Raw genomic sequence first — 24,263 nt, 5'->3', positions numbered from 1 at the left:
CGCGGCAGCCCCCGGCGCAGCCCAGGCGCGGCGGCGGCCGTCTCGACGGGAGGTGACGCGGCGCTGGCCGTCTCGACGGGAGGTGACGCGGCACTGGCCGTCTCGACGGGAGGTAAGGGGGATCGGCCGCCACCGGAGTAGCGATCAGCGGCCAGGGTGGATCGCCTGGCACCCGGGGAAGCCCGCGGCGCACGGCACGCGAGTCGGTCGTCACCCGCTACCCCTTCTTCGCCTTGAGCGCAGCGATCAGCTGAGGAACCACCGTGAAGACATCGCCCACCACGCCGAAATCCGCGATCGCGAAGATCGGCGCATTCGCATCCTTGTTCACCGCAATGATCGTCTTCGCCGTCTGCATCCCCGCTCTGTGCTGAATCGCTCCCGAAATACCCAGAGCCACATACAGCCGGGGCGACACCGAGACCCCCGTCTGCCCCACCTGATACGAATACGGGACATAGCCGGCATCCACCGCGGCACGCGACGCTCCCACCGCCGCGCCAAGCACATCGGCCAACTGTTCCACCAGGGCAAAATTCTCCGCCGAACCCAGGCCGCGCCCACCCGCTACGACCTTCGCCGCACCGCGCAGCTCCGGTCGACTCGAGGCGCCCGTCGCCTCTTCGAACGACTCGATCGTCGCCGCACGCGTTCCGGAGGGCGTGACCGACAGGCGCGACACGGCCGGGGCAGCGACTTCTCGGGCACGCTCCTCGGTGGCGCCCTGTCGCATCGTGATGACGAGCGGCCCGAAGGTGGATGCAGAGGTCACGTTGTACGCGCCGCCATAGACGGAGTGGCGCACGATCACGCCCTCTTCGTCGCGACCCAGGCCGACGGCGTCCGCAGCCACCGCGAGCGAGCGCCTTGCCGCGAACCCTCCCGCGACGTCACGCCCGTCGACGGAATTCGGGAGCAGGACAGCGGTGGGCCGCACCAGTTCGAAAGCCGCATCCAAGGCATCGACCGCCGGCGCGATCAGCTCGGTCGCCTCATCGCCGTGATGCACGAGCACCGATGCCGCACCCAGCCTCCCGGCAGCTGCGGCGAGCGCGTCGTGCCGCGGCTCATCCGCCACCAGCAGGGCGACAGGCGTGCCGATCGCTGCGGCTGCGCCCAACAGGCCGGCGCACGATGACGCCAGCTCTCCCGCCGGCGTAGTCTCCAACAAAACCAGGACCGCATCCGGAGTGAACTCCGCCATCGTCACCCTTCCACCAGCCGGTTCTCGATGAGGAACGCGGCCAGTCGCTCGCCGGCGTTCCCGTCGTCCTCGATCGTGATGCCGGCCCCTCGCGGCGGCTTCGCCTCCACCGCCGTCATGATCGACTGCGGAACCGCAGTCGGATCGACCCCGACGCCGAGATCGGCGAGCGTCACGGTCTCGAACGGCTTCTTCTTGGCCGCCATGATCCCCTTGAAATTAGGGAAGCGGGCATTCGGCAGCGCCTCGGTGATCGACACGACGGCGGGCAGCGGCGCCGAGACCGTGGCGGAACCATGATCGGTCGTCCGCGTCCCGGAGACCGCGTCGTCGGAGAGGACGACTGTCGACAGAGCCGTCACCGCTGCGACTCCCAGGTGCTCGGCGAGCATCGCGGGAAGCACTCCCCCGGCCCCGTCGGTCGACATGTTGCCGGTGATCACGAGATCGAAGCCGACACGGCGCACGGCCGCGGCCAGCACGCGAGCAGTCACGCCGACGTCCGCACCGGCGAGCTGCTCGTCGACCACCTGCAGGACGCTCGTGGCGCCCATCGTCAGGCCCTTGCGGAGCGTGGCCGATGCCGCTTCGGACGCCATCGATACGACGACGACCTCCGTCTCCGGATGCGCGTCGACGTGAGACAACGCGACTTCGAGCGCACGCTCGCCGATCTCATCCAGAACCCGGTCCGACGCCTCGCGATCGGCCAGACCCGTCTCCAGGTTCAGCTGACGATCTCCGTAGGTGTCGGGGACCTCCTTGACCAGCACCACGATTCTCACTGGTGCCGCCCGCCGGAAGAATGATCGACTCTCGTCCGGCCGGAGGTCATGCGACGCCCAGAGCCCGTGCGATCACGAGAAGCTGGACCTCGGTGGTGCCCTCGCCAATCTCGAGGATCTTGGAATCCCGGAAGTGGCGCGCGACGGGGTACTCGTTCATGAAGCCGTTTCCCCCGAACACCTGCGTGGCATCCCGCGCATTGTCCATTGCTGCGTCGCTGGCGGCGAGCTTGGCGATCGCCGCCTCCGTCTTGAACGGCAGGCCGGCATCCCTGAGGCGTGCTGCCTGCAGCCACGCGAGCCGGGCCGTGTGCACCCTGGCCTGCATGCGGGCGAGAAGGAACTGGATCCCCTGCCGGCTCGACAGAGGCTCGCCGAAAACCGTCCGCTTCTTGGCATAGTCCACGGCCGCTTCAAGACATCCTTCCGCAGCTCCGGTCGACAACGCCGCGATGGCGATGCGGCCCTCGTCGAGGATGTGCAAAAAGGCCGCGAAGCCCCGGCCTCGCTCGCCGAGCAGGTTGGAGGCAGGCACGCGCGCGTCGACGAACGTCAGTGGATGCGTGTCCGACGCATGCCAACCGACCTTGTCGTACGCCGGCTCGACCGTGAAACCCGGGGTGCCGCTGGGCACGATGATCGTCGAGATCTCCTTGCCGCCGCCCTCCCGCTGACCCGTCACCGCCGTGACAGTGACGAAGCGCGTGATCGCCGTCCCGGAGTTGGTGATGAACTGCTTCGATCCGTTGACGACCCATTCATCGCCGTCGAGGACGGCGGTCGTGCGGGTCGCCCCTGCATCGGAACCGGCTTCCGGCTCCGTCAGACCGAAGCCGCCCAGCGCCTTGCCCGAGAGCAACGACGGCAGATATTCCTGCTTCTGCTCCTCGGTGCCGAACCGGTAGATCGGCATCGCGCCGAGGCTCACACCGGCCTCGAGCGTGATGGCGATCGACTGATCGACGCGACCGAGCGCCTCGATGGCCAGGCAGAGAGCAAGGTAGTCGCCGCCCTGACCGCCGTACTGCTCGGCGAAAGGCAGACCGAACAAGCCGAGGTCGCCCATCTGCGCGACGATGTCGAGCGGGAGCGTCTTCGTCCGATCGGCCTCATAGGCGACCGGCGCGACCACCTCGTCGGCGAATTCGCGCACCATGTTCGCGAGTTCGACGTGCTCCTCGTTCAATCCATAGGTGGTCAGATCGATCGTCACCAGTACCCCGCTTCGTTGAGAAGTAACACCCTGTGTGTGCGTTCCATGCTACGACGTCAGGACCTTAGCCACTTTCGCGCCGGCGCCGTTCAGTGTGAACTGGAGTGAGTCCAATTCATTCAGAAAGGGAGGTACACCATGGCTACCTACGACGTGGCAGGACGTTCGGCTATCGTGACCGGCGCCGGATCCGGCATCGGTCGAGCCGTCGCCCTGCTTCTGGCGGCGAACGGCACGGAGTTGCTGGTCACAGACCTCAACGAGAAAGGCGCCGCATCCGTCGTCGACGAAATCACCGCGGCGGGCGGAGTCGCCGACTCGATGATCGGTGATGTCACCGATCCGGCATTCGCTCGCGCGTGCGTCGACGCAGCGAACGCTCTCGCTCCCCTCCGCATCGCTGTCAACAACGCCGGTATCGGAGGCGAGGCCGCCATCATCGGGGATTACTCCCTGGAGAGTTGGCGCAAGGTCATCGAGGTCAACCTGAATTCGGTCTTCTACGGCCTGAAGTATCAGCTGCCCTCGATCGCGGAGAACGGGGGCGGGGCCGTTGTGAACATGGCGTCGATCCTCGGTTCAGTCGGTTTCGCCTCGTCCTCGGCCTACGTCAGCGCGAAGCACGCGCTTCTCGGCCTGACGCAGAACGCTGCTCTCGAATACGCTGACAGGCGTGTGCGAGTGACCGCTGTCGGGCCGGGATTCATTCACACACCCCTGATCGACGCCAGTCTGGACGCTGCGACTCAGCAGTTCCTCGTCGGCAAACACCCGCTCGGGCGGCTGGGCGATCCGGATGAGGTGGCTGCGCTGGTCGCGTTCCTGGCGTCGGACGCTGCTTCCTTCATCACCGGGAGCTACCACCTCGTCGATGGGGGCTACACCGCCCAATAGGAGCCGACGGTCCCGAGGGATCTCCTACTCGAAGACCGGCGTGAGGAAGCGCCGCTCGTAGCGCCGGATACAGCCGGTGTCGCGGGCGAACTGGAAGGCCGCCTGGCACTCGGGATCCGTGGCCGCCGCCGTACGGTAGCGCTCGTATTCGGCAAGCGATGGGAACGTGAAGAGCGCGAACGCTTCGTCGCTGTCGCCCTCGCTCGGCATGAAGTAACCGTGGTGCGTGCCACCGAGCCTCTCGACCAGCCGGATCCAGCGCTTCCCGTACTCGGTGAAGTCGTCGAGCTTGGCGTCATCGATCTCATAACGGAGGTGCACGGTGATCACGATCGGTTCTCTCTCGTCGGCCGGTGGTCGCTGACTCATCTTGACAGAGTCCGCGGACTCCCGGCCGCTACCATCGAAGTCAGCCAACTGAAGGATGCCCATGCAGGTTCACGAGATCGAATCACTGCTCCAGCGCGCGAGTGGCGAACTGTGGGGCGCGTTGCCGATCTGGGCTCAATCGCCGCCGATTGCTCATCGCGCACTTTCTGCACTGGTGCTCGCGCTGGGCGACAGCGATCCCCGATTCATCCACGTTCGCGCCAAACCCGATTCAGCAGCGTTCAGCCTCTGGGTGTTCACAGAATCCGAGCTGATCCTTGTCGCGAACGATACCGAGCAATCGGTGCCCTCCGTCGACTTCGTCGATCGACGCAGTCTCGTCAAGCTCACGATCACATCCACTCCGGTGACTACCGTGCCGCAGCCTGGCGCAGCATCCGAGCCGCTGACCTTCCGGATCGCCTATCCCGACCTCGACCTCGAACTGTCGACGCGTGACGTTGATGACCCTTCGCGGAGGCGCGACATCGAGGACTTCTTCGAATCCGTCCTCGACGACCTTCCGTCGCGACGCGGCCCGGCCGTCGAATAGCGCGGATCTGCGCGATCGTCTACTGTCATCCCGCCGTCACCGGCTGCGCGGCCGCATCCGACGGCATCGCGAAGGCGATCGGATTCTTCTTCGCGGACCACACCAGTCCGATGTAGATCAGGTCGAGGACACTGCAGAGCAGCCCGATCCAGAGGATGAAGACGTGGCCGCCCAGCGCGCCGAACAGGATGGTCGGTGCGAGAGTTCCGAGCCACTTGGCGACGGCGATCACCATGGACTGGCCGCGCACTCCGCGGCGAGCGACCAGCATGGCGATGAACAAGCCTGACATCAGCAGGTTCTGAAGGAATGCGGAATAGCGGGCGCCGCCCATCCAGCCGAACTCGCCGATGAACAACGCCTGCACCGCGAAGGCGACACCGAAGACGACCAGAGTCCAGCCGATGAACAGCGGTCGGGTCACGAACCTGGGCAGCTCGGCACGCCCGAAGCGGATGAACGTGAAGACGATGACGACATCGGCCGCGGCCCACACGAGGTTGATGACCGACTGAGCGGAGATGGTCTCGGTGAGGCCGTGGATGCCGTAGATGGTCTCCCAGGCGAAGTTGAGGCCGAGCGCTGCGACCGGTATCGCATAGGTCTTGTACCTGAAGCCGAGGCGGATCGCTTCGATGTAGACGATGGTCCACGCCAGGCCGCTGACGATGGTGAGCAACAGGTCCATTGTTTTCCCGTTCTTGCCGGATGACAGACATCTTCCCGCGAACCGAGACGCAATCCAAGCGATTGACGCGCCCCAGGGAATCCTCCCGGCAGCTGGCGTCTCAGGAGCGGTCGTGGAGGGTGACCTGGTAGCCGTCGGGGTCGGCGAAGGTGAACGTGCGACCGAATGGGCCATCGATCGGAGCCGAGACGATCGTTTGGCCGTCGGCGACGAGAGCGTCGTGAATGGCCTGGACATCGGTGGCATGGAGCCAGATCGCGGCACCGATGCCGGGCTGGGCAACGGACCCGAGATCGGTGCCCGGAATTATCTCTCGGAGTGCGAACGCGATCGGCGTCGTCTCGAAGTCGATGAACGTGCTCCTGCAGGCGCTGGAACGAGACGGCTACGTGACCAGGCCGGTGGAGGCTCCAGTCGGAAAGGTTCTTCCCACGCGGCTGACGTCACGCGGTCGACGGAGCCTCGAGAAGGCGAGCGTTGCAGTCCGATCCGTCGAGCTCAGGATGCTGGGCGGCATGTCCGAGGACGAGCAGTCCTATGCGTTTAAGATCCTGCACAGCATGATCCACTCCTTGCACGACGACAATTCCTGATTCACTCTCGAGCCCTCCCCATCGAGTGTGCGAGCCGAGGCCCTCAGGCTGCAAGGCTGAATCGTCCCCGATGTGCCCACGCGCCCGAATGCAGTCCTGGAGGGGATTGAGGGCCGCCTCCGCATGGGGTACGACTGACAGCAGACGAAAGAAGAACATCATCTTCGAACGTTTGGATACGCAGAGCTGAGCGCCGCCCTGACAATGGAGCACGATTCCCTGGCCATGCTCATCGAGTTCCAGGACCGCACTCAGCGCTGGGAGCCCCGCGACCTCTTTCACGCTCACGCTTCGGAGACGCGGCAGCAGATAGACAACATCGAGCGACGCTTTCAGCTCCTCGAGGAGCGGCTCAAGGCTTTGCCGTCACCCGCGACCAAAGGGCTTGCGAAGGAGGGCGATTCGATGTTCGCGAAGACTGATGACGAGGTCGTGGACTCGATGCTGCTGGCAAACGCGCTTGAGACGGAGCTGTACGAGATCGGCGTCTATCAGAGCCTCATCACGATCGCCGAGACCTGGGACGACGCTGACGAAGTGGTCAGGCTCCTGACGGAGGATCGGCAGCAGGAGGTCGCCGCGAGCGAGAAGATCCAGCACGCCGCAGAAGACGTCGCGGCGCAGGACTCCGCCGCACACGAGACCTGATCACACTTCAAGCGAACGCGACGTCGGCGGCGGCGACCACTTCGGCCGTGCGGCCGGGGGCGCGGTGGTTTCCCCAGTACAGGTTGGTGTGTGCAACGACGAGGTCAGGCGTCGGCGCTCCCCACTCACTCAGGTCCTCCGTCGTGTGCGCGTCGCCGACAAGGGTGACGTCGTATCCACGGGTGAGGCCACCGTGGATGGTCGACCGGATGCACTCGTCCGTCTGCGATCCGGTGACGACGATTCTTCCCACACCTGCGCCGGCCAGCACCGACTCTAGTGTTGTCTCCTCGAACGCGTCGGCGTAATGCTTCGGCACGAGAGGCTCCGCGTCGTCGCGTAGCAGTTCGGGGACGTACTGCCACTCCTCGCTGCCGTACGCGATGACGTCGTCCGAGTGCTGTATCCATACGACCGGCACCCCCTCGGCTCGTGCCCGGTCAACGAGCGAGCGAATCCTGCCGACCACCTCATCCCGTCGGTAGGCGCCGTCGATGACCCCCTTCTGCACGTCGATGACCAGGAGCGCAGTCCTGTTCCGCCCTTCGAGCGTTGTCATGCCCCAGACGTTAGGCCGCGTTTCCGGCGGACGTCAATCCCCGAGCTCCTGCGACTTGGCCCACCACACGGCAAGCCGCGCGAGGCCATCGTCGATCGTCACGGTCGGCGACCACTGGAGGTCGTCGCGGATACGGCGCTGATCGAACCAATGGGCAGTCGAGAGCTGCTCGGCGAGGAACCGCGTCATCGGCGGCTCGTCGCGGCCCGGCCCGCTGCGCCAGAGGGCTTCAACGATTCCGCCGGCAGTGCGGGCGAGGACAGGGGGCACCCGCCACGACGGAGCCGGGGCACCGCACGCGGTGCAGATGCCCGTGAGGAGCTCGGCGACGGGGCGTGGCTCGCCGTTCGTCAGCACGTACGACCGACCGTGCACCTTCTCGGCGTCGTGGAGCGCGGCGACAAGGCCCGAGACTGCGTTATCGATGTAGGTGGTGTCGATGAGGGCGGCGCCACTCCCGATGACCGGCAGCCGGCCGCGTCTGGCGCGGCCGACGATACGGCCGACCAGTTGCGGATCACCTGGTCCCCACACGAGGTGCGGCCTCACGACGACGACCGCGAAGCCCGGCGCGTCGGCGGCGAGTGCGAGGAGTTCCCCTGCAGCCTTGGTCCGCGCATAGTCTCCTCGAGCGCGAGAGGGGTCAGCAGGACGGGTGGGTTCGCCGATGAGCGATGCCCCCACGTGCGCGACCGACGGCGACGAGACATGCACGATGCGCCGCACGCCGGCCATGCGCGCCTCCGCGAGCAGTGTGCTGGTGCCCCCGACGTTGACGCGATCGAATTCGGCGACCGCGCCGGCCAACGACACTTTCGCGGCAAGGTGAACGACAGCTTCGACGCCTTCGACCGCAGTTCGCACGCGAACGGCATCCGTCACATCGCCCAGCACGTCGACCGCGCCCGCGACGTTCGACGGGCGCCGCTGCAGTGTGCGCACGTCGTAGCCTTGGGCGACGAGCGCCGACGCGACCGCACCGCCGAGGTAACTGCTCGCCCCGGTGACGAGCACCCTCACGGCCGGCGCTTCCGTTCGCCGCGAAGCACAGCGTCGGCCCACGTCGCCACTGCCGTGCGGTCGATCTTGGAGTTGTGACGGATGTCGGTCGGCAGCGCCCTCACCGTGAGCACCGCTGCGAGTGGCCGCGGAGTCGCTGCCCGCACCACAGTCGCCAGCTGCGCTTCGGCGAGCCCCGACTGAGCCGCACCCTCCAGTTCGACGACCGCCACGAGCGCCTGTGTGCCGCGCGGGCCAACGCCGACGAGGGCCGCACGACGCACTCCGCTGACACTCTCGATGTGCTGCTCGATGCCGACCGGGGTGACGACGCCGTCGGCAGTGACTACGACGTGCTGCAGCCGCCCCTCGATCCAGAGACGGCCCTGGGCGTCCAGGTGGCCGACATCCCCCGTGCTGTGCCGCCGCGCACCGCGGACGTTGTGCGCTTTCGCGATGCGGTCGACCGCCCAGAGCCGGTCGTAGCCGTCGCGCAGGTGCGGGGCCTCGACGACGATCTCGCCGGTGACACCGGGCTCGGTGGTGAGCTCGTCGGTCGGGTGCCCGTTCTCGTCGAGCGGGCTGATGCGCACGGTGACGCCCGCGACAGGCGCGCCTACGCACACACCACCAGCATCCATGTGGGCCTCCGTCGCGGCGTCTTCAGACGCGACGCGGATGCCCTCAAGCGTGATGTCAGTCATGAGCAGGCCCTCGGTCATCCCGTATGGCGTGTGGGCAGTGGCGTTGGGCATGAGGGCGACGATGCGTTCGAGCAGTCGTACCGGCACCGGGGCCCCCGCTGAAAGAACGGTGCGGATGCGCGAGAGAGCGTCGTGCTGTGTCGCGTCGAGTTCGTCAGCGGTCGCCACCACATTCGCGAGCGCGGCCGGCGAGAGGAACAGCACTGTCGCGTCGGCGGCTCCCGCCGCGTCGGCGACCGCAGTCGCGGTGAGGGTACGCGGCGCGGTAACGTCGCCGACCGGGATCACGGACCGAGCGCCCAGCGCCGGACCGAGCAGCGCGAATGGCGCGAACCCGGCGACGATTCCCGTACCCTCGCCGAGCTCGTACTGGCCGGCAAGTGCATCGCGCAGGGCGCTGAGCTGCGCGTGCGTGTACCGCACCCCCTTCGCCGGACCGGTCGAGCCCGAGGTGAAGAGAACGGCCGCGAGATCGGACGGCGCCGGCGTCACGAGCGGAGCGCGATCGGACGCGCTCGCGGTCGCCCGCGCAAGTCGGAGCAGGTCTCCGAGCGAGTGTTCGACCCCGAGGGAGCGCGCCAGTGCGGGTGACAGGGTCGGGACCGAAATTCGGCGGCCGGGCCAACCGAGCGCGCGAGCGGCGGCGAGGCCGGGGACGGCGCCGACAATGACGGTGGGGTGGGCACCGCGGATGGCCCGACCAAGCCCGCGCAACCCGAGACCGGCGTCTGCGACGACGACGACCGCGCCGATGCGCATCACGGCGTAGAGCACGGCCGTGAGATCGGCCGACGGCGGCACGAGAAGGCTCACCCGATCGCCGGGCCGCACCCCGGCGGCGACGAGACCCTGCGCCAGTTCATCGACCCGTCGAGCGAACCGCGACCAGGAGATGATTCGCGTCGCCCCGGCCGAGCCCGCGCCCATGTCGATCAGGGCCGGCGCCCCGCTCCCCGCGTTGCGCTCCAGCGCCGCCCATAAGGGTTCGCTCGACCACTCCTCCGTGTCGGTTCCCACGTTTCCGGTGTGCTGCAGGACCGCCTCGGTCAGCCAATCGAGCACTATGGGCGCGTAGTCGACCTCCTCGGCGATGAGGTGCCCGGCGCCTTCGACGCGATGAACGTCGGCGTGCGGCATTCGCTGGAGCAGATCGCGCAGGTGCACTTCACCGAACACGGGATCGCGCGGGCCCCAGAGGATGAGCGCCGGGACGCTGAGGGGGGCGACCCCCGCTGCTATGCGGTCGAGCTCGGTATTGCTCGGGTGAGACGCGTCAACAGGGATGTCAGCGACGAAGTCGCGGATGCCATGCCGCAGTTCAGCTGACCTGTACGGCGAACGGAATGCCTCGCGGACCCCCGGGTCGAGCCGGGGCCTGGCGAGCGACAGGGTCGTCTCGAGGAATGATGGCGTGCCCGCTGTCGCGAGTCCGAGCACGCCCGGCGCAAGCGCCGCGCGGAGCGGCGCTGGAATCGATCGACCGTCGGGTTGATGCACCGCCGTGTTGAGCAGGACGACCCCGGAGAGGACGTCGGGGTGGTCGATCGCCCACCCCAGGCTCACCGGCCCACCCCAGTCATGCCCGACGGTGACGACCGGTCCTGCAAGGCCGAGCGCGTCGGTGAGAGCGCCCAGATCGGCGACCCGATCCACGAGACGGCGAAAGCGACCGGTCCGTTCGGAGTAGCCCATCTCGAGCTGGTCGACGGCGATCACCCTCCATGCTGGGCGGACACCGTTCGTCTCAGCCGCATCCGCTGCCTCCTCGACGAGGCGGCGCCACAGGTACGACCAGGTGGGGTTGCCGTGGACACACAGGAGCGTGCCGACCGGCGTGATGCCCGCCGCGTCGAGCGTGGGGCCCGAGTCGAGCAGATGCCACTCGGCTCCGGCTGCCGTGACGATACGCGAGAAGTCCCTGGTCAGCCCCGGCAAGCCGGGCGGCGGGAAGGATGCCGCAATGCGCACGCCTTACCAGGCCATCTCGAGCATCGACGTGTTGAGGCCGGAGCCCACCCCCATGAGAAGCACCCGGTCGCCGAGTCGCAGTGACGCCTCCTCCTGCGCGAGCGTGATAGGAATCGAGGCCGGCCCGATGTTGCCGAGCGTCGGGTAGGTGAGCGGAACGCGCGACCTGTCGAGTTTCACCGCCTTCACAATGGCGTCGGTGTGCACGTCGGAGACCTGGTGCATGATGTACCGGTCCATCTGCGACCAGTTCCAGTGGTTGCGCGCTTCTCGCCAGGCGGCGGTCACGAGGTCCATACCACCCTTCAGGAGAGCTTTCGCATCGGTGAACATGCCGTCGACACTGCCGACGCAGAGGGCGTTGAACTGTGTGGCAGCGCGCGTGACCCCGCCGAGAATGCGGTGGCCTTCGGGATGCCGGTCGCTTCGGCCGATCACGGCCGCCGCCGCGCCGGACCCGAGCGTGAGACTCGCGAACTCACTCATGAACTCTGCGCGTCCGATGCCCGCACGCTTCAGTCGCTCGATCGTGTTGAGCTGAACCTGGTCGGCATCCTCGCCGTCCACCACCACCGCGTAGTCGACCTGCCCAGAGTCGACCATTCCTGCGGCGAGGTTGATGCCGTTCACGAAGCCGAGGCAGGCGTTCGTGACGTCGAAATTGACCGCCGACGACGGCAGCCCAAGCCCGTGGTGGATGCGCACCGCGACCGACGGCTCGAGGTGCGGACGAGTGATCGACGTATTGATGAGAAGGCCCACCTGGCCGGGTCGCACGCCCGCCTCGGCGAGCGCGCGGCGCCCGGCGTCGACTGCGGCGGAGTCGAAGGTCACGCCCTCTTCCCAGTTGCGACGCTCGCGAACTCCGGCGACCCGCTCGAGCAGTCCGGTCGGCAACTTCAGCCGCTCCAGCACGGGCAGCAGACGACGTTCGATCTCCTCGGACGTCGTGATGCGATTCGCCAGAGTGGCCGCAACGGAGAGCAACGAAACATTGTTGTACCGGGTCGTTGCATTCCCGGGGACATGGGCCATCTCCACACCCTAGTTCCAAAACATGGATAAGACAGGGCGTTGACAGGAGGGGCGGGAGCGGGCCCTCTGCGCCGAGGTCGAACTCACACTGTCTTGATCGCACCTCCGTCGATGAGATATTCCTGCCCGGTCATGCTCGGTACGGCTGATGAGGCCAGAAAGCAGACGAGAGCCGCTACTTCTTCGGGCTCGACGAATCGTCCTGAGCTGCTTCCCGAAAGCGCGGGAAGCGCCGCGAGAAGCTCGGCCTGTGAGATGCCCTGTTGGGCGGCGAGCGTGGCGCCGAGGCCATCCGCCGCGGTCCACGTCGGGGTGCGAGTCAGGCCCGGAGTAACAGTGACGACGCGGACACCCTGCGCGGCGACTTCCTCGGCCAACGCCTTTCCGTACGCGGTCAGCGCGGCCTTGGCCGTGCCGTACGGTACCGGGCCCGTGTGCGGCAGATGTGCCCCGACAGAAGAGATGTTGACGACGAGCCCCTGCCGGCGGACCAGACTCGGAATCGCCGAGCGGCACGTCCGAACGGCGGCGAACAGATTCAGGTCGAATGTCTTGCGCCAGATCTCATCGTCGTAGTCGAAGAACCCTCGCAGGTCATCGGCGCTCCCGCCACCGGCGCAATTGACGACGATGTCAAGGTCGCCGACGTGCGCCAGAGCTGCGCGTACCAGCTCCGCGGGTCCCTCGGCGGTGGTCAGATCTGCAGAGTAGGTGAATGCTCCGCTTTCGACGAGTTCCGCGGACACTCTGCGCGACGAACCGACCACCGTGGCTCCCGCGGCGATCAACGCCCGCACGATCGCCAACCCGATTCCTCGGCTCGCTCCGGTTACCAGAGCCGTCTTGCCATTCAATTCCGTGCTCACGATGCTTCTCCTCTATCTGCCTTCGGACCAGCGCGCGCACCGGTCCGATGCGCGTCGCTCCCTTCGGGACGAGACAGCAGGTGGCGAGCGTGACATTGCCACGAGTCGGCCGAGAAATGTCACAGATCGCGTTTGCGCTTCGTCTCTTTGAGCGAGCGCGATGGAATAAGGAAGGAACTCGGTTGACCACGACTGACGAACCGTCGTCCCCGGAGCAACAGTTCGAGGCCTTGCGGGCCCTTCTCTTCTCGATCGCTTACCGCATCACCGGGAGCGTCTCCGAGAGCGAGGACGTCATCCAGGAGGCTTGGTTGCGGTACGAACCGCTCGCCGACTCGGTGCGGTCACCGAAGTCCTTCCTTGCTTCGGTGGTCACCCGCATCGCAATCGACGAGCTGCGCTCCGCCAGAGTGCGCCGCGAGAGGTACGTGGGCGAGTGGTTTCCCGAACCGCTCCTGAGTGATCCATACGAGGATCCCGCGCGCGCCGCCGAATTGGCCGACTCTGTGTCTGTGGCGGCACTCCTTCTGCTCGAGAGGCTTTCGCCTCTGGAGCGGGCGGTGTTCGTTCTCCATGAGGTGTTCGGATTCACCTTTGCGGACGTGGCCGCTGCCCTGGAGCGGAACGAGGAGGCCTGCAGGCAGCTCGCCGGTCGCGCACGAAGGCATATGCAAGACGGCAGACCCCGATTTCAGGTCGATCGTCGCAAGCGACAGCAGCTCGCTGATCAGTTCATCACTGCGTTTCGCGACGGCGATGTTGTGGCACTACGCGAACTTCTCGCGGCGGATGTTCAACTCCTCGGCGACAACGGTGGAAAGGCGCCACTCTGGGGCAGAGGAATCTCCGGTGCCGACAACGTGGCGCGTCTCCTGTCCACACTCGTCACCCCGTTCATGGAACGCGGCGGCAGCATCCGACCGCGCGAGCTCAACGGCGAGCCGGGTGCAATCTTCTACGATCGGGACGGGCGGGTCATCAACACCTGGACGCTTGAGATCGACGACGGGCAGGTGCGGGCGATCAGAGCGGTCACCAATCCGGACAAACTCGCGCACGTCGGCCCCGTATCGGATGCCTGGGCCGTCGTTCGTGAAACTGTCGGCGCCCTTCGCACTCGTTGACGTGACGCTGCGCCGGGCAGTGTGGCCCGGCGCAGCGTCGTCCATCAGGTGGTCAGCTCATTCAGTGGCGATCGCCGTCGTCGTGCCCGCTGTCGGGGCGATGTGGCGCGCCGGTGGCCAGCGCGAGCGTCTGCTGGAGTGCGGTGTACTCGGCCTTCGGCTGGAGGTCGGCGTCGTAGATGTCGGCCGCGCCCTCACCTGCGAAGACGCTCGGGACCCACGAATACGCGTCCCCGAATCCCCAGACGGTGTACGAAATGCATTGCTTCACCGCGAGGCATGCCTGAAGAGTCGAGGTGTATCCCGCGACCTGGGCGTTCTGCTCAAGCGAGGTCACCGGAAGTGTCGTGCGCACGTCGACCTCGGTCTCGGCGACGTTCAGGCCGAGCTTGGCGAAGCGCTGCAGGTTGTTCTCCAGGTCGGGCAGCCCGTACTGCGTGTCGAGGTGGGTCTGGAATCCGACTCCGTCGATGGGGACGCCCTGCGACTTCAGCTGGGACACGAGCGCATAGACCGCGTTGCTCTTCGGGCCCGTGTACTCGATGTTGTAGTCGTTGTAGAACAGCTTCGCCTTCGGGTCGGCTGCGTGAGCCCAGCGGAAAGCGTCGGCGATATAGCCGGAACCGAGCTTCTGCAACCAGATCGTGTCGCGAAGCGTGCCGTCGTCGTTGAAGGCTTCATTGACCACATCCCACTGCCAGATCTTGCCCTTGAAGTGGGTGACCTCGTCAGTGATGTGCTTCTTGAGCAGTGCCCGGAGCTGGTCGGCGCTCAGGGAGGACGCTTCCTGGGTGAGCCATGCGGGCAGCTGGCTGTGCCACACGAGTGTGTGCCCGCGCACGAGCTGGCCGTTGGCCTTGGCGGAGGCGACCAGCGCGTCGGCGGGCGCCCAGTTGTAGGTGCCCTGGGTGGGTTCGACGGCGTCCCATTTCATGACGTTCTCCGGCGTGACCGACGAGAACTGGCTGTTCAGAATCGCTGTGTAGGCGGGGTTGCTGGCGAGCTGGTCGGTGTTGACCGCGGTCCCGATTCGCAGACCCACGGGTGCGGCCAACGCCCTCAGCGAATCGGATGGTGGGGCCGGGTTGTGATGGGACGGCTGACCCGCGAAGGCGGCAGCCTGGCTGAACAGGACAACGCTCGCACCAAGAGCTGCGGTGGTGATGAGAGCGGATCGGCGACGTGAATTCACGTGGTACTCCTTTGTACGGATCGTATGGAAATCGATTTCGAAAAGCAGATGAAGATCGACCCCTATATGTTGTTTCAACACACTAATTCCCACACCCAGCCCCGTCAACGGGGATAGACAAATACGTCTACTCGTCGGCTGAGAGCGCTTCCCCCGATAGATCGCGGCAGCGGCTCGGCGGAGACCCCGGGGCGACCATTGAGAGCGTATGAGGCGGCTGCGACGGAGACCTCCGACGCCCGGGCGATCTGTCGCAGCGTATGGCGTTCGCGTCCTGGTGTGGTCGTGGTTGATGTGACGCACGCGCCGCAACCATCGTGTTAGCGTGAGGTCCAGTCAGCTACCGACTGGCAAACGTCGAGACGTGAGGAATCCGTCTAATGAATACGCCACCAAGTGATGCCGGAACGTTCTCTTCTCAGGAGCGTGCGGCCATGAAGGCCCGCGCCGCGGAGTTGAAGGCGCAGGCTCGCCGCGCAAGCGCCGAGGAGAAGGAGGCCTCTGATCGGGCCGAGTTCGAGGCGAAGATTGCGGACATGCCGCAGCCCGACCGCAGCATGGCCGAACGCCTGCATGCGATCGTCTCCGAGGCGGCACCTGATCTGCGGCCTCGGCTCTACTACGGCCAGCCCGGTTGGGCGAGGGATGGCAAGGTCATCGTCTTCTTCCGCAGTGGCCTCATGGACAAAGCCCGCTACTCGACCCTCGGTTTCAGCGTGAGCGCGGGCCTCGACGAACCCGAGGGGTTCTGGCCGACGTCGTACGCCCTGGAACACTTGTCGGAAGCGACCGCCGCGGCGATCGCCGACCGCGTTGCGAAAGCTGCGACCTGATCAGGCGAACAGAGCGTGCACGCCCGTGGCGATCGCGAAGATCCCGACGCCCGCTATCGCCCCGACCACCGTGCCGTTGATGCGGATGAACTGAAGATCGCGACCGACCTGCAGCTCGATCTTCTGTGTGGTCTCGCGAGCATCCCAGCGCTTCACCGTGTCACTGATCACCGAGGCGAGATCGTGACGGTACTTCTGCACCGCATAGCCCGCCGCGTCGGCGATCCACGCGTCGATCTTGGCCGAGAGCGCCTGATCACTCGTGAGCCGCACGCCGATATCGACCAGCGCGGATGTCGCTGCCGACCGCAATTCGCTCGCGGGGTCGGCCAGTGACTCGGCGAGCGTTGTCTTCACCGCCTCCCACAGCCGGCCGGCGAAGGAGCGCAACCGGGGGCTCTGCAGGAACTCGGCCTTGATCTCCTCGACCCGTTCGGACATCGCGGTGTCGTTCTGCAACCGATCGGTGAGATCGACAAGGTAGACGTCGATCGCCACCCGCAGGGGATGCTCCGGGTCATCGCGCACCGAGTGCAGCAGACCGATCACCTCTCGATGCGCGCGCTGGTCGGCGAGGTCGCCGACGAACCCGGGAACCCAGCGCGGCAGACGAGTGGAGACGATCTCGCCGAGCGCATCCGGATGCTCGGTGAGCCACGTCTCCGCCGCATCGACAAGGGCGTCGACGACCGCGCGCTGCTGGTCGGCGGCGACGAGCTCCGACCCCACCCGACCGAGCGTGGGCGCCCACTCCCGGTCGAACAAATACTCCCGGGCCAGCCTTTCGATGAGGCTCTCTACGTCACCGTCGCTAAGAAAGCGCAGCACACCCTGCGCCATCACGGCACCCTCGGCGCTCGCTCGCTCCGCATTCACCGGATCAGCGAGCCACGCACCCAGCCGGTCGGCCACGCTGAAGGTGGCCAGCTTGCTGCGCACCACCTCGTCGGAGAGGAAGTTCTGTTCGACGAACTCGCCGAGGCTCGCCCCGATCTCGTCTTTGCGGTTCGGGATGATCGCCGTATGCGGGATGCGCAGACCGAGCGGATACCGGAACAGAGCGGTCACCGCGAACCAGTCCGCAAGGGCCCCCACCATCGCCCCCTCCGCCGCCGCCCGCACGAAGCTCAGCCACGCATACCGGTCCTCGAATGCGAAAGCGACCGCGAAGACGACCGCCGAGAGAATCAGGAGGGCTGTCGCGAGCGTCTTCATGCGCCGAAGCCCAGCTCGACGCTCGAGGTCGGCTTCGCCGAACAGACTGTCGCGCGTGGTAGTGGTCATCGTGTTCCTCCCGGGACGCCGCACTCACCACCGTAGGTGACGCGGCCATCGTGGTGTCCCCAATGATCGACAACGAAGGATCACCCAAAACGTCGTGAGCTGATCCTGACCCCAGACCTTGGCTTTATGTTGACAGCGGGTACTCCACATGACACCCCGTCACCGTGCCCCGATCAGTAGACCGGGTCATACGCTTTGGGCGCGAACCCCTTGATCAGGAGCCAGAACGCCAGCGCCAGTTCGAGCAGTCCGCCGGGAATGGAGAGGATGGTGCCGACCTGCAGGCCGCAGAGTTCTGCGACGCTGCCTGCGAGGAGGATTCCGTAGCCTGCGATTCCCCACACCGAGAGGAAGCGCGGAATGAGACGACTGCGATAGAGGAGGGCGAACAGGAAGAGGCAGCCGATCGCGAGCGTCATCTCGGCGACCTGGTAGGCGACAGCGTTCGCCGCGACCGCGAGCGGTGCGAGGGAGTGTCCGCCCGCCGGGCCGCCCGCGATGGGGATCAGAAGAAGAAGGCTCAACGCCCCGATCGTCAGCAGCACCACTTCGATGATCATGGCTGCCAGGTAGGTGAGCGCAGTCCTGCGCCCGTACCGGTCGAGGATCGGGAAGAACAGGACGGCCTTGCCCACGTCGACAACGGTGTTCATGAGCATCAGGAAGACCCCGATCACCAGCATTGTCTGCTTCTCGGCAACAGAGGCAGGGAAATCGGCCGCGCCGATCACCGACGAGACGAGCGCGAAGCCGGTTCCGTAACAGACGAACCCGAGTAGGAAGAGCGAACCGATGAGTCTCGAGCTCACCATTCGTGAACCGACCCAGCTGCCTGCCCGATTGCGTGATTCCCTGGCTGTGTCGGCCGGGGGTGTTGTGGTTGTCATTTCAGATCCTTCCGGATCGCTTACATTCGTCCGGCTCGGCCGGCGGAAATCGGGGCTCGATCAGACGGTGATGACGATCTTGCCCTGCGCCTTTCCTGCTTCGAGGTAGCGCATCGCATCCGGCGCGCTCTCGAGCGGAAAGGTCGTGTCCACCCTCGCGGTGATGGTGCCAGCGCCCAGCAGTGCGCTGAGCTCGTCGAGATCGGCCGTGGACTGTGTACCCATCAGCATGACTAGACGCTGACGGATGAACGGCGTGAGGATGAGCGCTCGCACCTGTCTGCTCATCCCGACCCAGTTGCCGGCATTCTCTCCGCCGACCAAGACGACCACGCCCGACGGGGTGAGGGCCCGGCGGAGCCGCGCGAGAGGAGTGTTTCCCCCGATGTCGAGGATCACGTCGTAGCGGTGGTCGCTCTCCATGGATCCGGCGCGGGTGTAGTCGATGACGTGGTCGGCGCCGAGCTGCCGCACGAACGACACTTTCTTCGTGCTGCAGGTGCCGCTGACCTCCGCGCCTGCGGCTTTCGCAAGCTGCACGGCAAAGCTGCCGACGCCTCCGGAGGCGCCGATGACCAGCACGGATTGACCGGCGGCCAGGTCGGCGCACCGTATGGCTTGCATGGCGGTGATGGCCGAGACAGGAGAGGAGGCGGCGTCTGCGAAACTGACGCTCTTCGGCTTATGCGTCAGTTTTGATTCCAACGCGACGGTGTACTCGGCGAACGATCCCCGGCCCACTCCGAACACCTCGTCGCCGACCGCGAAGCGGGTGACCCCCTCACCGATCGCGACGACTGTGCCGGCTACATCCTGACCCGCGACCGGCTGCTTCGGCCCGCGCATCCCGAACCCCAGGCGCATCGCGTAGGGCTTACCTGTCATGAGGTGCCAGGTGCTGCGGCCGAGGCCGGCTGCGCGGACATGCATAAGTACCTCCCTGGCGGAAGGCGTCGGTCGTGGCATCGACCGGAGTTGCAGGACGTCGGCGAGACCATATCGTTCCTGTGCGATCGCACGCATCGAGCCGGCCGGATACGTTCCTTTCGCCCGCTCTTCGGCGCTGACGGGCTTGCTGAGGGATGACATGCCGCTCCTTTCGGGCCGGCGAACTGCCGTTCCGTACTTAGTACGAAACTGTATCGTACTAAGTACCAAATAGCGATAGGCTGAAGCTGTGACATTCGAAGACGCCGCCGCTAAGCCCTCAACACCAGGGCGACTGAGCCGGGAACGTGTGCTGCACGCGGCCATCGCCATCGCAGGAGAGGCCGGCATCGCCTCGCTGACGATCCGCTCCCTCGCCGAACGTCTCGGCGTGAAGCCGATGTCCGTCTACTACTACGTCGCGAACAAGAGCGAGATCCTCGACAGCATCGTCGACCTCGTGTTCGCAGAGATCGACCTGCCGTCGCTCGACCGCGACTGGTCGCAGGAGTTGCACACGTGGGCACAGTCCGCACGTCGCGTGCTTGCCCGCAATTCCTGGGCGATCGCGTTACTGGAGTCGAGGTCCACACCCGGGCCCGCGACGCTCCGCCACCATGACCGGATCATCGGCGTGCTGCGCGGCGCAGGGTTCTCCGTTGCCACGACCGCTCACGCCTACGCCCTCCTCGACAGCTACGTGTACGGATTTGCGCTCCAGGAGGCCGCGCTCCCCTTCGACTCGAGCACGGCGGCGGAAGTGGCCGAGTCGATCATGCAGCCGTTCGAACCCGGCGAATACCCGCACCTCGTCGAATTGGCGACCGAGCACGTATTTCAGCCCGGCTACGATTTCGGCAACGAATTCGCCTTCGGCATCACCCTGATTCTCGACGGGCTGGCGAAAGCGCTGATCGCCGACGGGTGAGATCATACAGCGACGCTGCGGGCCGGCGGCCGCTCATCCGAAGACGAGGTACGTCCCCGGCTTGCCGGGCTCGACGAGCTCGAACTTAAGGTTCAGTTCCGCGCGACGCATGAGCTCCACCTGCTGGGTGAACTGCTCGTTCGTGACGAAGACGGCTCTGTCCACCTTCCACTCGTCCGCGAACCAGGCGCGAAGGGCGGTCAGAAGCCGCTCATCCATCCCGTTCTCCGTCTGACTGCGCCGAGCCCAGAAGTACACGACGGCCTCCACGTCGGCCCACTCGTCGTGCCCGACGGGCGTGACAGTGGACTTCTCGAGGAAAGAGGCGCCGATGGGGAAGACGTAGACGCAGCCGAGGGACTCGCTTCCGTCGGGAGCGAGCACCGTGTACGTGAACGCGCGACCTTCGGCGTGACGTTCTTCCAGGCCGACGAGGTCTACCCGGTTCGCCTCCACCGTGAAGTCGTCCGCGGGCCATTCCGATTGCTCCCAGAGCCGCAGGTCCTCCCGCGTCTCCATCACGGCGGCATGATCCCTCTCCGCGTCGTCGGCCGCGATCGGACGCAGCACGAACTCCTCGGTTTTCAGTCCAGCGGGAACGGGTCCGCTCCAATTGTGGTTCGCCACGCCGGCCTCCTTCGACAAGGCGGTCAGGCTATCCCCTTGACGTCCCGACGTAAAGCGACTCGACCGCGGCCCGGTGTCGGGGGGAGACTTGAACCCGCGACACCACGATAATGAGCCGTTGGATCGTAGGCAGCCAACGGAAAAAGCCACGGAATTGCCCTAGGTCAGCGATGCACGACAAACCGCTCGAAGAGCGAGAACTCGGCCTGATCGGGCCGTTGCAGCCGCAGCCGAGAATCCTCGAGCGTTTGTCGCGTGATCGGAACAGCGCCGTAGGGCGGACGCGTGTTACGGCTTCGAGGCGACGCCAGATCTCCTCGAACGGGACATCGAAATAGTGCAGCTCCGTGCTGGCGCCGAGCCTCTTGGCGATGCGGCGGATCTCATCGCGCTCTTCCCGCTGCCACGTCCCGTCTTCGAGGATGACGCTCAGTGAGGTCCAGGGCTCGTCCGAGCCCGGGGACGCATTCGACGGCCGTCCCCAAACGCGCAAGCACGCGTTCGGCTCCTGCATGCGCCGTCCGAGTACACTCGGCCGCATGTCCTGTTCCGCGGGTCCCACGCTTATGGCCGCGGCATGAGGAGTGTCGTCTACGACCGGTACGGGCCGCCCGGCGAACTGAGGGTCGAGGAAGTCCCCGTGCCGTCGCCGGGCGAGAAGTCGGTGCTGATCGAGGTTGTCGCGACATCCGTGAATCTGTCGGACTGGGAGGCACTGACGGGGTCTCCGGCATACGCGCGAATCGGGGGGCTGCGTGCCCCGTCTCGCCGGGTACTCGGCTCGGACATCGCCGGGCGCGTTTCCGCTCTCGGCTCCGGGGTCACCCGGTTCCGCCTGGGCGAAGAGGTGTACGGCGACAATCTGACCCTCAGGGGCGGATTCGCCGAATACGCGGTGGCGCCCGAATCGGCGCTCGCGCACAAGCCGGCAGGGTTGACGTTCGCTGAGGTCTCGACCCTGCCCCAGGCTGGTGCGATCGCGATTCAGGGAACCGCCAGCGCACGCCGGGGGCAGCGCGTACTTATCAACGGGGCGGGCGGCGGGTCGGGATCGCTCGCGATTCAGCTCGCCAAGCTCTCCGGGGCGCATGTGACAGGCGTCGACAACGCGGGCAAGCTCGACTACATGCGAGAGCTCGGCGCCGACGAAGTGGTCGACTATCGCAACGAAGACTTCACCAGACGCGAACCGTACGACCTCGTGCTCGATCTCGTCGCGCACCGATCCATGTTCGCCTATCGGCGTGCGCTGGTTCGTGGCGGGCGTTACCTTTTAGTCGGAGGAACGGTGCGATCGCTGTTGCGGGTCATCACTGTCGGGGCCGCGCTCGGCCTGCTCACCGGCCGCCGACTGGGACTCCTCGTTGCGCGGCAGGGGCCGACGTACTTTGTGCCCGTCGCCGAGCGTTGCATCGCCGGCGACCTTCGTATCCACATCGACCGCACCTTCACACTCGACGAGGTGCCACAGGCGCTCGCCTATGTCGGTGAGGGACACGCGCTCGGCAAGGTGGTTGTCACACCCTAAAACTCGCGGAGCAAGTGCATCCGCTTCCATCACAACAGTGACTGGCAGCAGCCGTCCTTACCCAGGCATCACGTTGTCTCTAACCGACGAGCGATGCGGGCGGCACGGCCGCTGCGCCTGTCACGATCGGTGCGAGGTCGACGGCGCGTCCGTTGATTCGGAACGCGTAGCGTCCGGTCTGTTCGATCACCGCCGTCTCGCCCAGGTACTCGATGAGCTGGTCGCGCTCCGCGCTGTTCAGCCACGCGATGGGGTCCGAGGTGGAACGGAATTCCATGATCGCCGCCAGGTCGCGCAGCGCCTGGCGTTCGGCGTCGTCGAGCAGGCTCCGGGCGCTGCGGAAATAGATGGCGTCTGGGTCGACTTCATAGAGACTCTTCATCCAGACCCGGTTGATGGACGAGACGAGCGAGTTACGGGCTCCGTCAGCGGATGGGTCGTTCGGGCTCTCGACGTTATCCCAGTACGCACCGACATCCGGGCCGACGCGTGCGCCGTCGAGGACGCCGACGGAGGCGATCATCGGCACGCCGCAGCCGAGCAGGTAGGTTGAGTCGCCGACCACCTGACGGATGTGTTGGATCGCGTCGCGGTAGACCGCCTCGCGGTGCTGGTCGGTGCTGCGGTGCCCTTCAATGGCGCCGGCGTACATGAAGTCGAGCTTGAGGTAACTGAAACCCCATCCGGTGACCTGCTGGAAGATCCGCGTGAGGTGGTCTCTCACCTCTTGCTGGGTGGTGTCGAGCGAGTAGTAGTGCGAGTCCCAGTTGTATCCGGTGACCAGCGGTTTGCCTCCGGCATCCTGCACGAGAAGGTCGGGTCGGGTGCGGGCGATCGGCGAATCGGGCAGCGCGATGAACGGCGCGAGCCAGAGTCCTGGGCGGAAGCCTGCTTCGGCGATTTTTCGCGCGGTCGCGCCCATGCCCGCCGCGAACTTCTGGCCGGCGGTCCAGTCGCCGACGATCCGCTCCCAGCCGTCGTCAAGCTGGAAGACGTCGAACGGATAGCCTGCGAGATCGGACACTGTCTGTGCGATGGTGGCCTCGTCGATGTCTTCGAAGAACGAGTACCAGCTGCTCCAGACGCTGCCGGCGCGTTGCGATCGCCGCCCTAGGCGCTCCGATACGAGGTCGGCGTAGGTCGCGAACACCTCGCGTTCGGAGCCGTAGGCGACGAACCACTCCGCCACATCGTCTTCGCTGCGACCCCACAGCACGTTCGCGTCGGCGCCGACCCGTGGTGTGCCGAGACCGAGACCGCCGATCAGAAGCACATCGCCGTTCGTTCCGACGACGGCGCCCACCGCGCTCCCGCTGTGCGAGTGCGGTGTCTCATTCGCTGCGTCGTCAGCGGTCAGGAGCCGGCGCGGGCTGTCTTTGATTCCGATGGTGGGCCCGTCGGTTCTGGCCCAACCACTGGGACTCCAGGAGTTCCAGCCGTGACGGTAGAACTCGGTGTCGCCGAACGGGTGAAGCAGCGCGAGAGGGCCGGCGGGCACGATATAGCCGCCAGATATGATGGCCGGCGGCCCGGAGACGTTCGCGGGGATCCGGAGCTCTCCGAATTCAAAGGTATGCAGCATGAGGGACTTTCTGATGGGCGTGGGGGCGACGGGGGCCGACGCCACCAGGATCGGTCTACTTGACGAGGGCGTTGACCTGGTCGTTGGCTTCCGCCAGAACAGACTTCAGTGACGCCGAGCCTAGTGCCACGCTCTGGACCGCATCCTGGACAATGCCAATGCACGCAGGCGCTCTGCTGGGTTTGCGCGGGGTGAACTCGTCGACCTGATCGCATAAAAAGGGACCCCGAGATGGCGCCCCTTGGAGCGCGTTCGATGCATGACGCGAGCTCA

General features: G+C 66.1%; 24 protein-coding genes and 1 pseudogene. 8 read left to right on the top strand and 17 right to left on the bottom strand.

Annotated elements, in window-relative coordinates; all coding sequences use genetic code 11:
* Nucleotides 1-217 precede the first annotated feature (217 nt).
* Genes AAYO93_RS02940 through AAYO93_RS02930 form a run of 3 tightly spaced genes read right to left on the bottom strand, consistent with a single transcriptional unit; the run spans nt 218 to nt 3,190 of the window.
* The gene (locus AAYO93_RS02940; RefSeq protein WP_345763521.1) at nt 218-1,204 is read right to left on the bottom strand and encodes an electron transfer flavoprotein subunit alpha/FixB family protein; all 987 of its coding nucleotides are present in this window, start codon (nt 1,202-1,204) and stop codon (nt 218-220) included.
* Nucleotides 1,205-1,206: 2 nt separating this feature from the next.
* Nucleotides 1,207-1,989 (bottom strand): electron transfer flavoprotein subunit beta/FixA family protein, encoded by a 783-nt coding sequence (locus AAYO93_RS02935; RefSeq protein WP_345763520.1) that lies wholly within the window; start codon nt 1,987-1,989, stop codon nt 1,207-1,209.
* A gap of 46 nt (nt 1,990-2,035) precedes the next feature.
* Nucleotides 2,036-3,190, bottom strand: coding sequence for an acyl-CoA dehydrogenase family protein (locus tag AAYO93_RS02930; RefSeq protein ID WP_345764953.1), 1,155 nt, complete (start codon nt 3,188-3,190; stop codon nt 2,036-2,038).
* A 150-nt stretch (nt 3,191-3,340) separates the two neighbouring features.
* Here AAYO93_RS02930 and AAYO93_RS02925 point away from each other — a divergent pair, with 150 nt between their 5' ends.
* Complete coding sequence (locus AAYO93_RS02925; RefSeq protein WP_345763519.1) at nt 3,341-4,096, top strand: SDR family NAD(P)-dependent oxidoreductase; 756 nt, start codon at nt 3,341-3,343, stop codon at nt 4,094-4,096.
* Between the two features lie 24 nt (nt 4,097-4,120).
* Here AAYO93_RS02925 and AAYO93_RS02920 read toward each other — a convergent pair whose 3' ends face one another.
* A complete protein-coding gene (locus AAYO93_RS02920; protein WP_345764952.1) occupies nt 4,121-4,426 on the bottom strand; it encodes an NIPSNAP family protein in 306 nt (101 codons plus the stop codon).
* A 100-nt stretch (nt 4,427-4,526) separates the two neighbouring features.
* Here AAYO93_RS02920 and AAYO93_RS02915 point away from each other — a divergent pair, with 100 nt between their 5' ends.
* A complete protein-coding gene (locus tag AAYO93_RS02915; protein ID WP_345763518.1) occupies nt 4,527-5,018 on the top strand; it encodes a hypothetical protein in 492 nt (163 codons plus the stop codon).
* 25 nt (nt 5,019-5,043) lie between these two features.
* On the opposite strand, the gene AAYO93_RS02910 is transcribed toward AAYO93_RS02915, so the two are convergent.
* Both AAYO93_RS02910 and AAYO93_RS02905 read right to left on the bottom strand, forming a co-directional pair.
* Nucleotides 5,044-5,706 (bottom strand): hypothetical protein, encoded by a 663-nt coding sequence (locus AAYO93_RS02910; RefSeq protein ID WP_345763517.1) that lies wholly within the window; start codon nt 5,704-5,706, stop codon nt 5,044-5,046.
* 100 nt (nt 5,707-5,806) lie between these two features.
* Nucleotides 5,807-6,052: pseudogene (locus AAYO93_RS02905) on the bottom strand (VOC family protein); the annotation flags it as partial.
* Between AAYO93_RS02905 and AAYO93_RS02900 the strand changes: the two are divergent.
* A complete protein-coding gene (locus AAYO93_RS02900; RefSeq protein WP_345764951.1) occupies nt 5,973-6,299 on the top strand; it encodes a hypothetical protein in 327 nt (108 codons plus the stop codon). The pseudogene AAYO93_RS02905 and the gene AAYO93_RS02900 overlap by 80 nt on opposite strands.
* A 204-nt stretch (nt 6,300-6,503) precedes the next feature.
* Entirely contained in the window at nt 6,504-6,947 is a 444-nt protein-coding gene (locus AAYO93_RS02895; RefSeq protein WP_345763516.1) for a DUF892 family protein, read from the top strand.
* A gap of 7 nt (nt 6,948-6,954) precedes the next feature.
* On the opposite strand, the gene AAYO93_RS02890 is transcribed toward AAYO93_RS02895, so the two are convergent.
* The 5 genes from AAYO93_RS02890 to AAYO93_RS02870 form a co-directional block, all read right to left on the bottom strand.
* Nucleotides 6,955-7,506, bottom strand: a complete 552-nt coding sequence (locus tag AAYO93_RS02890) for an isochorismatase family protein (RefSeq protein ID WP_345763515.1) — start codon at nt 7,504-7,506, stop codon at nt 6,955-6,957.
* A 33-nt stretch (nt 7,507-7,539) separates the two neighbouring features.
* Nucleotides 7,540-8,526, bottom strand: a complete 987-nt coding sequence (locus AAYO93_RS02885; RefSeq protein ID WP_345763514.1) for an NAD-dependent epimerase/dehydratase family protein — start codon at nt 8,524-8,526, stop codon at nt 7,540-7,542.
* Entirely contained in the window at nt 8,523-11,177 is a 2,655-nt protein-coding gene (locus AAYO93_RS02880; RefSeq protein ID WP_345763513.1) for an alpha/beta fold hydrolase, read from the bottom strand. The genes AAYO93_RS02885 and AAYO93_RS02880 overlap by 4 nt, the downstream gene beginning before the upstream one ends.
* A gap of 3 nt (nt 11,178-11,180) precedes the next feature.
* The gene (locus AAYO93_RS02875) at nt 11,181-12,212 is read right to left on the bottom strand and encodes a 3-oxoacyl-ACP synthase III (RefSeq protein ID WP_345763512.1); all 1,032 of its coding nucleotides are present in this window, start codon (nt 12,210-12,212) and stop codon (nt 11,181-11,183) included.
* A gap of 83 nt (nt 12,213-12,295) precedes the next feature.
* Entirely contained in the window at nt 12,296-13,078 is a 783-nt protein-coding gene (locus AAYO93_RS02870; protein ID WP_345763511.1) for an oxidoreductase, read from the bottom strand.
* A gap of 182 nt (nt 13,079-13,260) precedes the next feature.
* Between AAYO93_RS02870 and AAYO93_RS02865 the strand changes: the two genes are divergently transcribed.
* Nucleotides 13,261-14,202, top strand: a complete 942-nt coding sequence (locus AAYO93_RS02865; RefSeq protein ID WP_345763510.1) for an RNA polymerase sigma-70 factor — start codon at nt 13,261-13,263, stop codon at nt 14,200-14,202.
* A gap of 61 nt (nt 14,203-14,263) precedes the next feature.
* Here the strand turns inward: AAYO93_RS02865 and AAYO93_RS02860 are convergent, their stop codons facing one another.
* Entirely contained in the window at nt 14,264-15,394 is a 1,131-nt protein-coding gene (locus AAYO93_RS02860; protein WP_345763509.1) for an endo-1,4-beta-xylanase, read from the bottom strand.
* A 434-nt stretch (nt 15,395-15,828) separates the two neighbouring features.
* Here AAYO93_RS02860 and AAYO93_RS02855 point away from each other — a divergent pair, with 434 nt between their 5' ends.
* On the top strand, nt 15,829-16,227 hold the full coding sequence (locus AAYO93_RS02855; RefSeq protein WP_345763508.1) for a DUF1801 domain-containing protein: 399 nt from the start codon (nt 15,829-15,831) through the stop codon (nt 16,225-16,227).
* Here the strand turns inward: AAYO93_RS02855 and AAYO93_RS02850 are convergent, their stop codons facing one another.
* From AAYO93_RS02850 to AAYO93_RS02840, 3 genes are all read right to left on the bottom strand, one after another.
* The gene (locus AAYO93_RS02850; RefSeq protein ID WP_345763507.1) at nt 16,228-17,511 is read right to left on the bottom strand and encodes a DUF445 domain-containing protein; all 1,284 of its coding nucleotides are present in this window, start codon (nt 17,509-17,511) and stop codon (nt 16,228-16,230) included.
* A gap of 173 nt (nt 17,512-17,684) precedes the next feature.
* Nucleotides 17,685-18,398: a DUF4386 domain-containing protein gene (locus tag AAYO93_RS02845; protein WP_345763506.1), complete on the bottom strand. Its 714-nt coding sequence runs from the start codon at nt 18,396-18,398 to the stop codon at nt 17,685-17,687.
* Nucleotides 18,399-18,458: 60 nt separating this feature from the next.
* Entirely contained in the window at nt 18,459-19,487 is a 1,029-nt protein-coding gene (locus AAYO93_RS02840; RefSeq protein ID WP_345763505.1) for an NAD(P)-dependent alcohol dehydrogenase, read from the bottom strand.
* Between the two features lie 88 nt (nt 19,488-19,575).
* Here AAYO93_RS02840 and AAYO93_RS02835 point away from each other — a divergent pair, with 88 nt between their 5' ends.
* Nucleotides 19,576-20,253, top strand: a complete 678-nt coding sequence (locus AAYO93_RS02835) for a TetR/AcrR family transcriptional regulator C-terminal domain-containing protein (protein WP_345763504.1) — start codon at nt 19,576-19,578, stop codon at nt 20,251-20,253.
* A 33-nt stretch (nt 20,254-20,286) separates the two neighbouring features.
* On the opposite strand, the gene AAYO93_RS02830 is transcribed toward AAYO93_RS02835, so the two are convergent.
* Entirely contained in the window at nt 20,287-20,880 is a 594-nt protein-coding gene (locus AAYO93_RS02830) for an N-acetyltransferase (RefSeq protein ID WP_345763503.1), read from the bottom strand.
* Between the two features lie 577 nt (nt 20,881-21,457).
* On the opposite strand from AAYO93_RS02830, the gene AAYO93_RS02825 reads away from it, so the two are divergent.
* On the top strand, nt 21,458-22,408 hold the full coding sequence (locus AAYO93_RS02825) for an NAD(P)-dependent alcohol dehydrogenase (RefSeq protein WP_345763502.1): 951 nt from the start codon (nt 21,458-21,460) through the stop codon (nt 22,406-22,408).
* A gap of 79 nt (nt 22,409-22,487) precedes the next feature.
* Here the strand turns inward: AAYO93_RS02825 and AAYO93_RS02820 are convergent, their stop codons facing one another.
* Nucleotides 22,488-23,990, bottom strand: coding sequence for a glycoside hydrolase family 36 protein (locus AAYO93_RS02820; RefSeq protein ID WP_345763501.1), 1,503 nt, complete (start codon nt 23,988-23,990; stop codon nt 22,488-22,490).
* Between the last annotated feature and the right edge of the window lie 273 nt (nt 23,991-24,263).

This window comes from Diaminobutyricibacter sp. McL0608, assembly GCF_039613825.1.
In the GTDB taxonomy this organism is placed as follows: Bacteria; Actinomycetota; Actinomycetes; order Actinomycetales; family Microbacteriaceae; genus Diaminobutyricibacter.
This window is presented reverse-complemented; position numbering and strand designations above follow the sequence as displayed.

Bases quoted from the DNA above. Each gene is read 5' to 3' on its own strand.
- AAYO93_RS02915 (WP_345763518.1), top strand. From the start codon at position 4,527: ATGCAGGTTCACGAGATCGAATCACTGCTCCAGCGCGCGAGTGGCGAA.
- AAYO93_RS02900 (WP_345764951.1), top strand. From the start codon at position 5,973: ATGCCGGGCTGGGCAACGGACCCGAGATCGGTGCCCGGAATTATCTCT.
- AAYO93_RS02820 (WP_345763501.1), bottom strand. From the start codon at position 23,990: ATGCTGCATACCTTTGAATTCGGAGAGCTCCGGATCCCCGCGAACGTC.
- AAYO93_RS02875 (WP_345763512.1), bottom strand. From the start codon at position 12,212: ATGGCCCATGTCCCCGGGAATGCAACGACCCGGTACAACAATGTTTCG.
- AAYO93_RS02825 (WP_345763502.1), top strand. From the start codon at position 21,458: ATGAGGAGTGTCGTCTACGACCGGTACGGGCCGCCCGGCGAACTGAGG.
- AAYO93_RS02940 (WP_345763521.1), bottom strand. From the start codon at position 1,204: ATGGCGGAGTTCACTCCGGATGCGGTCCTGGTTTTGTTGGAGACTACG.
- AAYO93_RS02910 (WP_345763517.1), bottom strand. From the start codon at position 5,706: ATGGACCTGTTGCTCACCATCGTCAGCGGCCTGGCGTGGACCATCGTC.
- AAYO93_RS02855 (WP_345763508.1), top strand. From the start codon at position 15,829: ATGAAGGCCCGCGCCGCGGAGTTGAAGGCGCAGGCTCGCCGCGCAAGC.
- AAYO93_RS02890 (WP_345763515.1), bottom strand. From the start codon at position 7,506: ATGACAACGCTCGAAGGGCGGAACAGGACTGCGCTCCTGGTCATCGAC.
- AAYO93_RS02925 (WP_345763519.1), top strand. From the start codon at position 3,341: ATGGCTACCTACGACGTGGCAGGACGTTCGGCTATCGTGACCGGCGCC.
- AAYO93_RS02840 (WP_345763505.1), bottom strand. From the start codon at position 19,487: ATGTCATCCCTCAGCAAGCCCGTCAGCGCCGAAGAGCGGGCGAAAGGA.
- AAYO93_RS02850 (WP_345763507.1), bottom strand. From the start codon at position 17,511: ATGACCACTACCACGCGCGACAGTCTGTTCGGCGAAGCCGACCTCGAG.
- AAYO93_RS02845 (WP_345763506.1), bottom strand. From the start codon at position 18,398: ATGACAACCACAACACCCCCGGCCGACACAGCCAGGGAATCACGCAAT.
- AAYO93_RS02895 (WP_345763516.1), top strand. From the start codon at position 6,504: ATGGAGCACGATTCCCTGGCCATGCTCATCGAGTTCCAGGACCGCACT.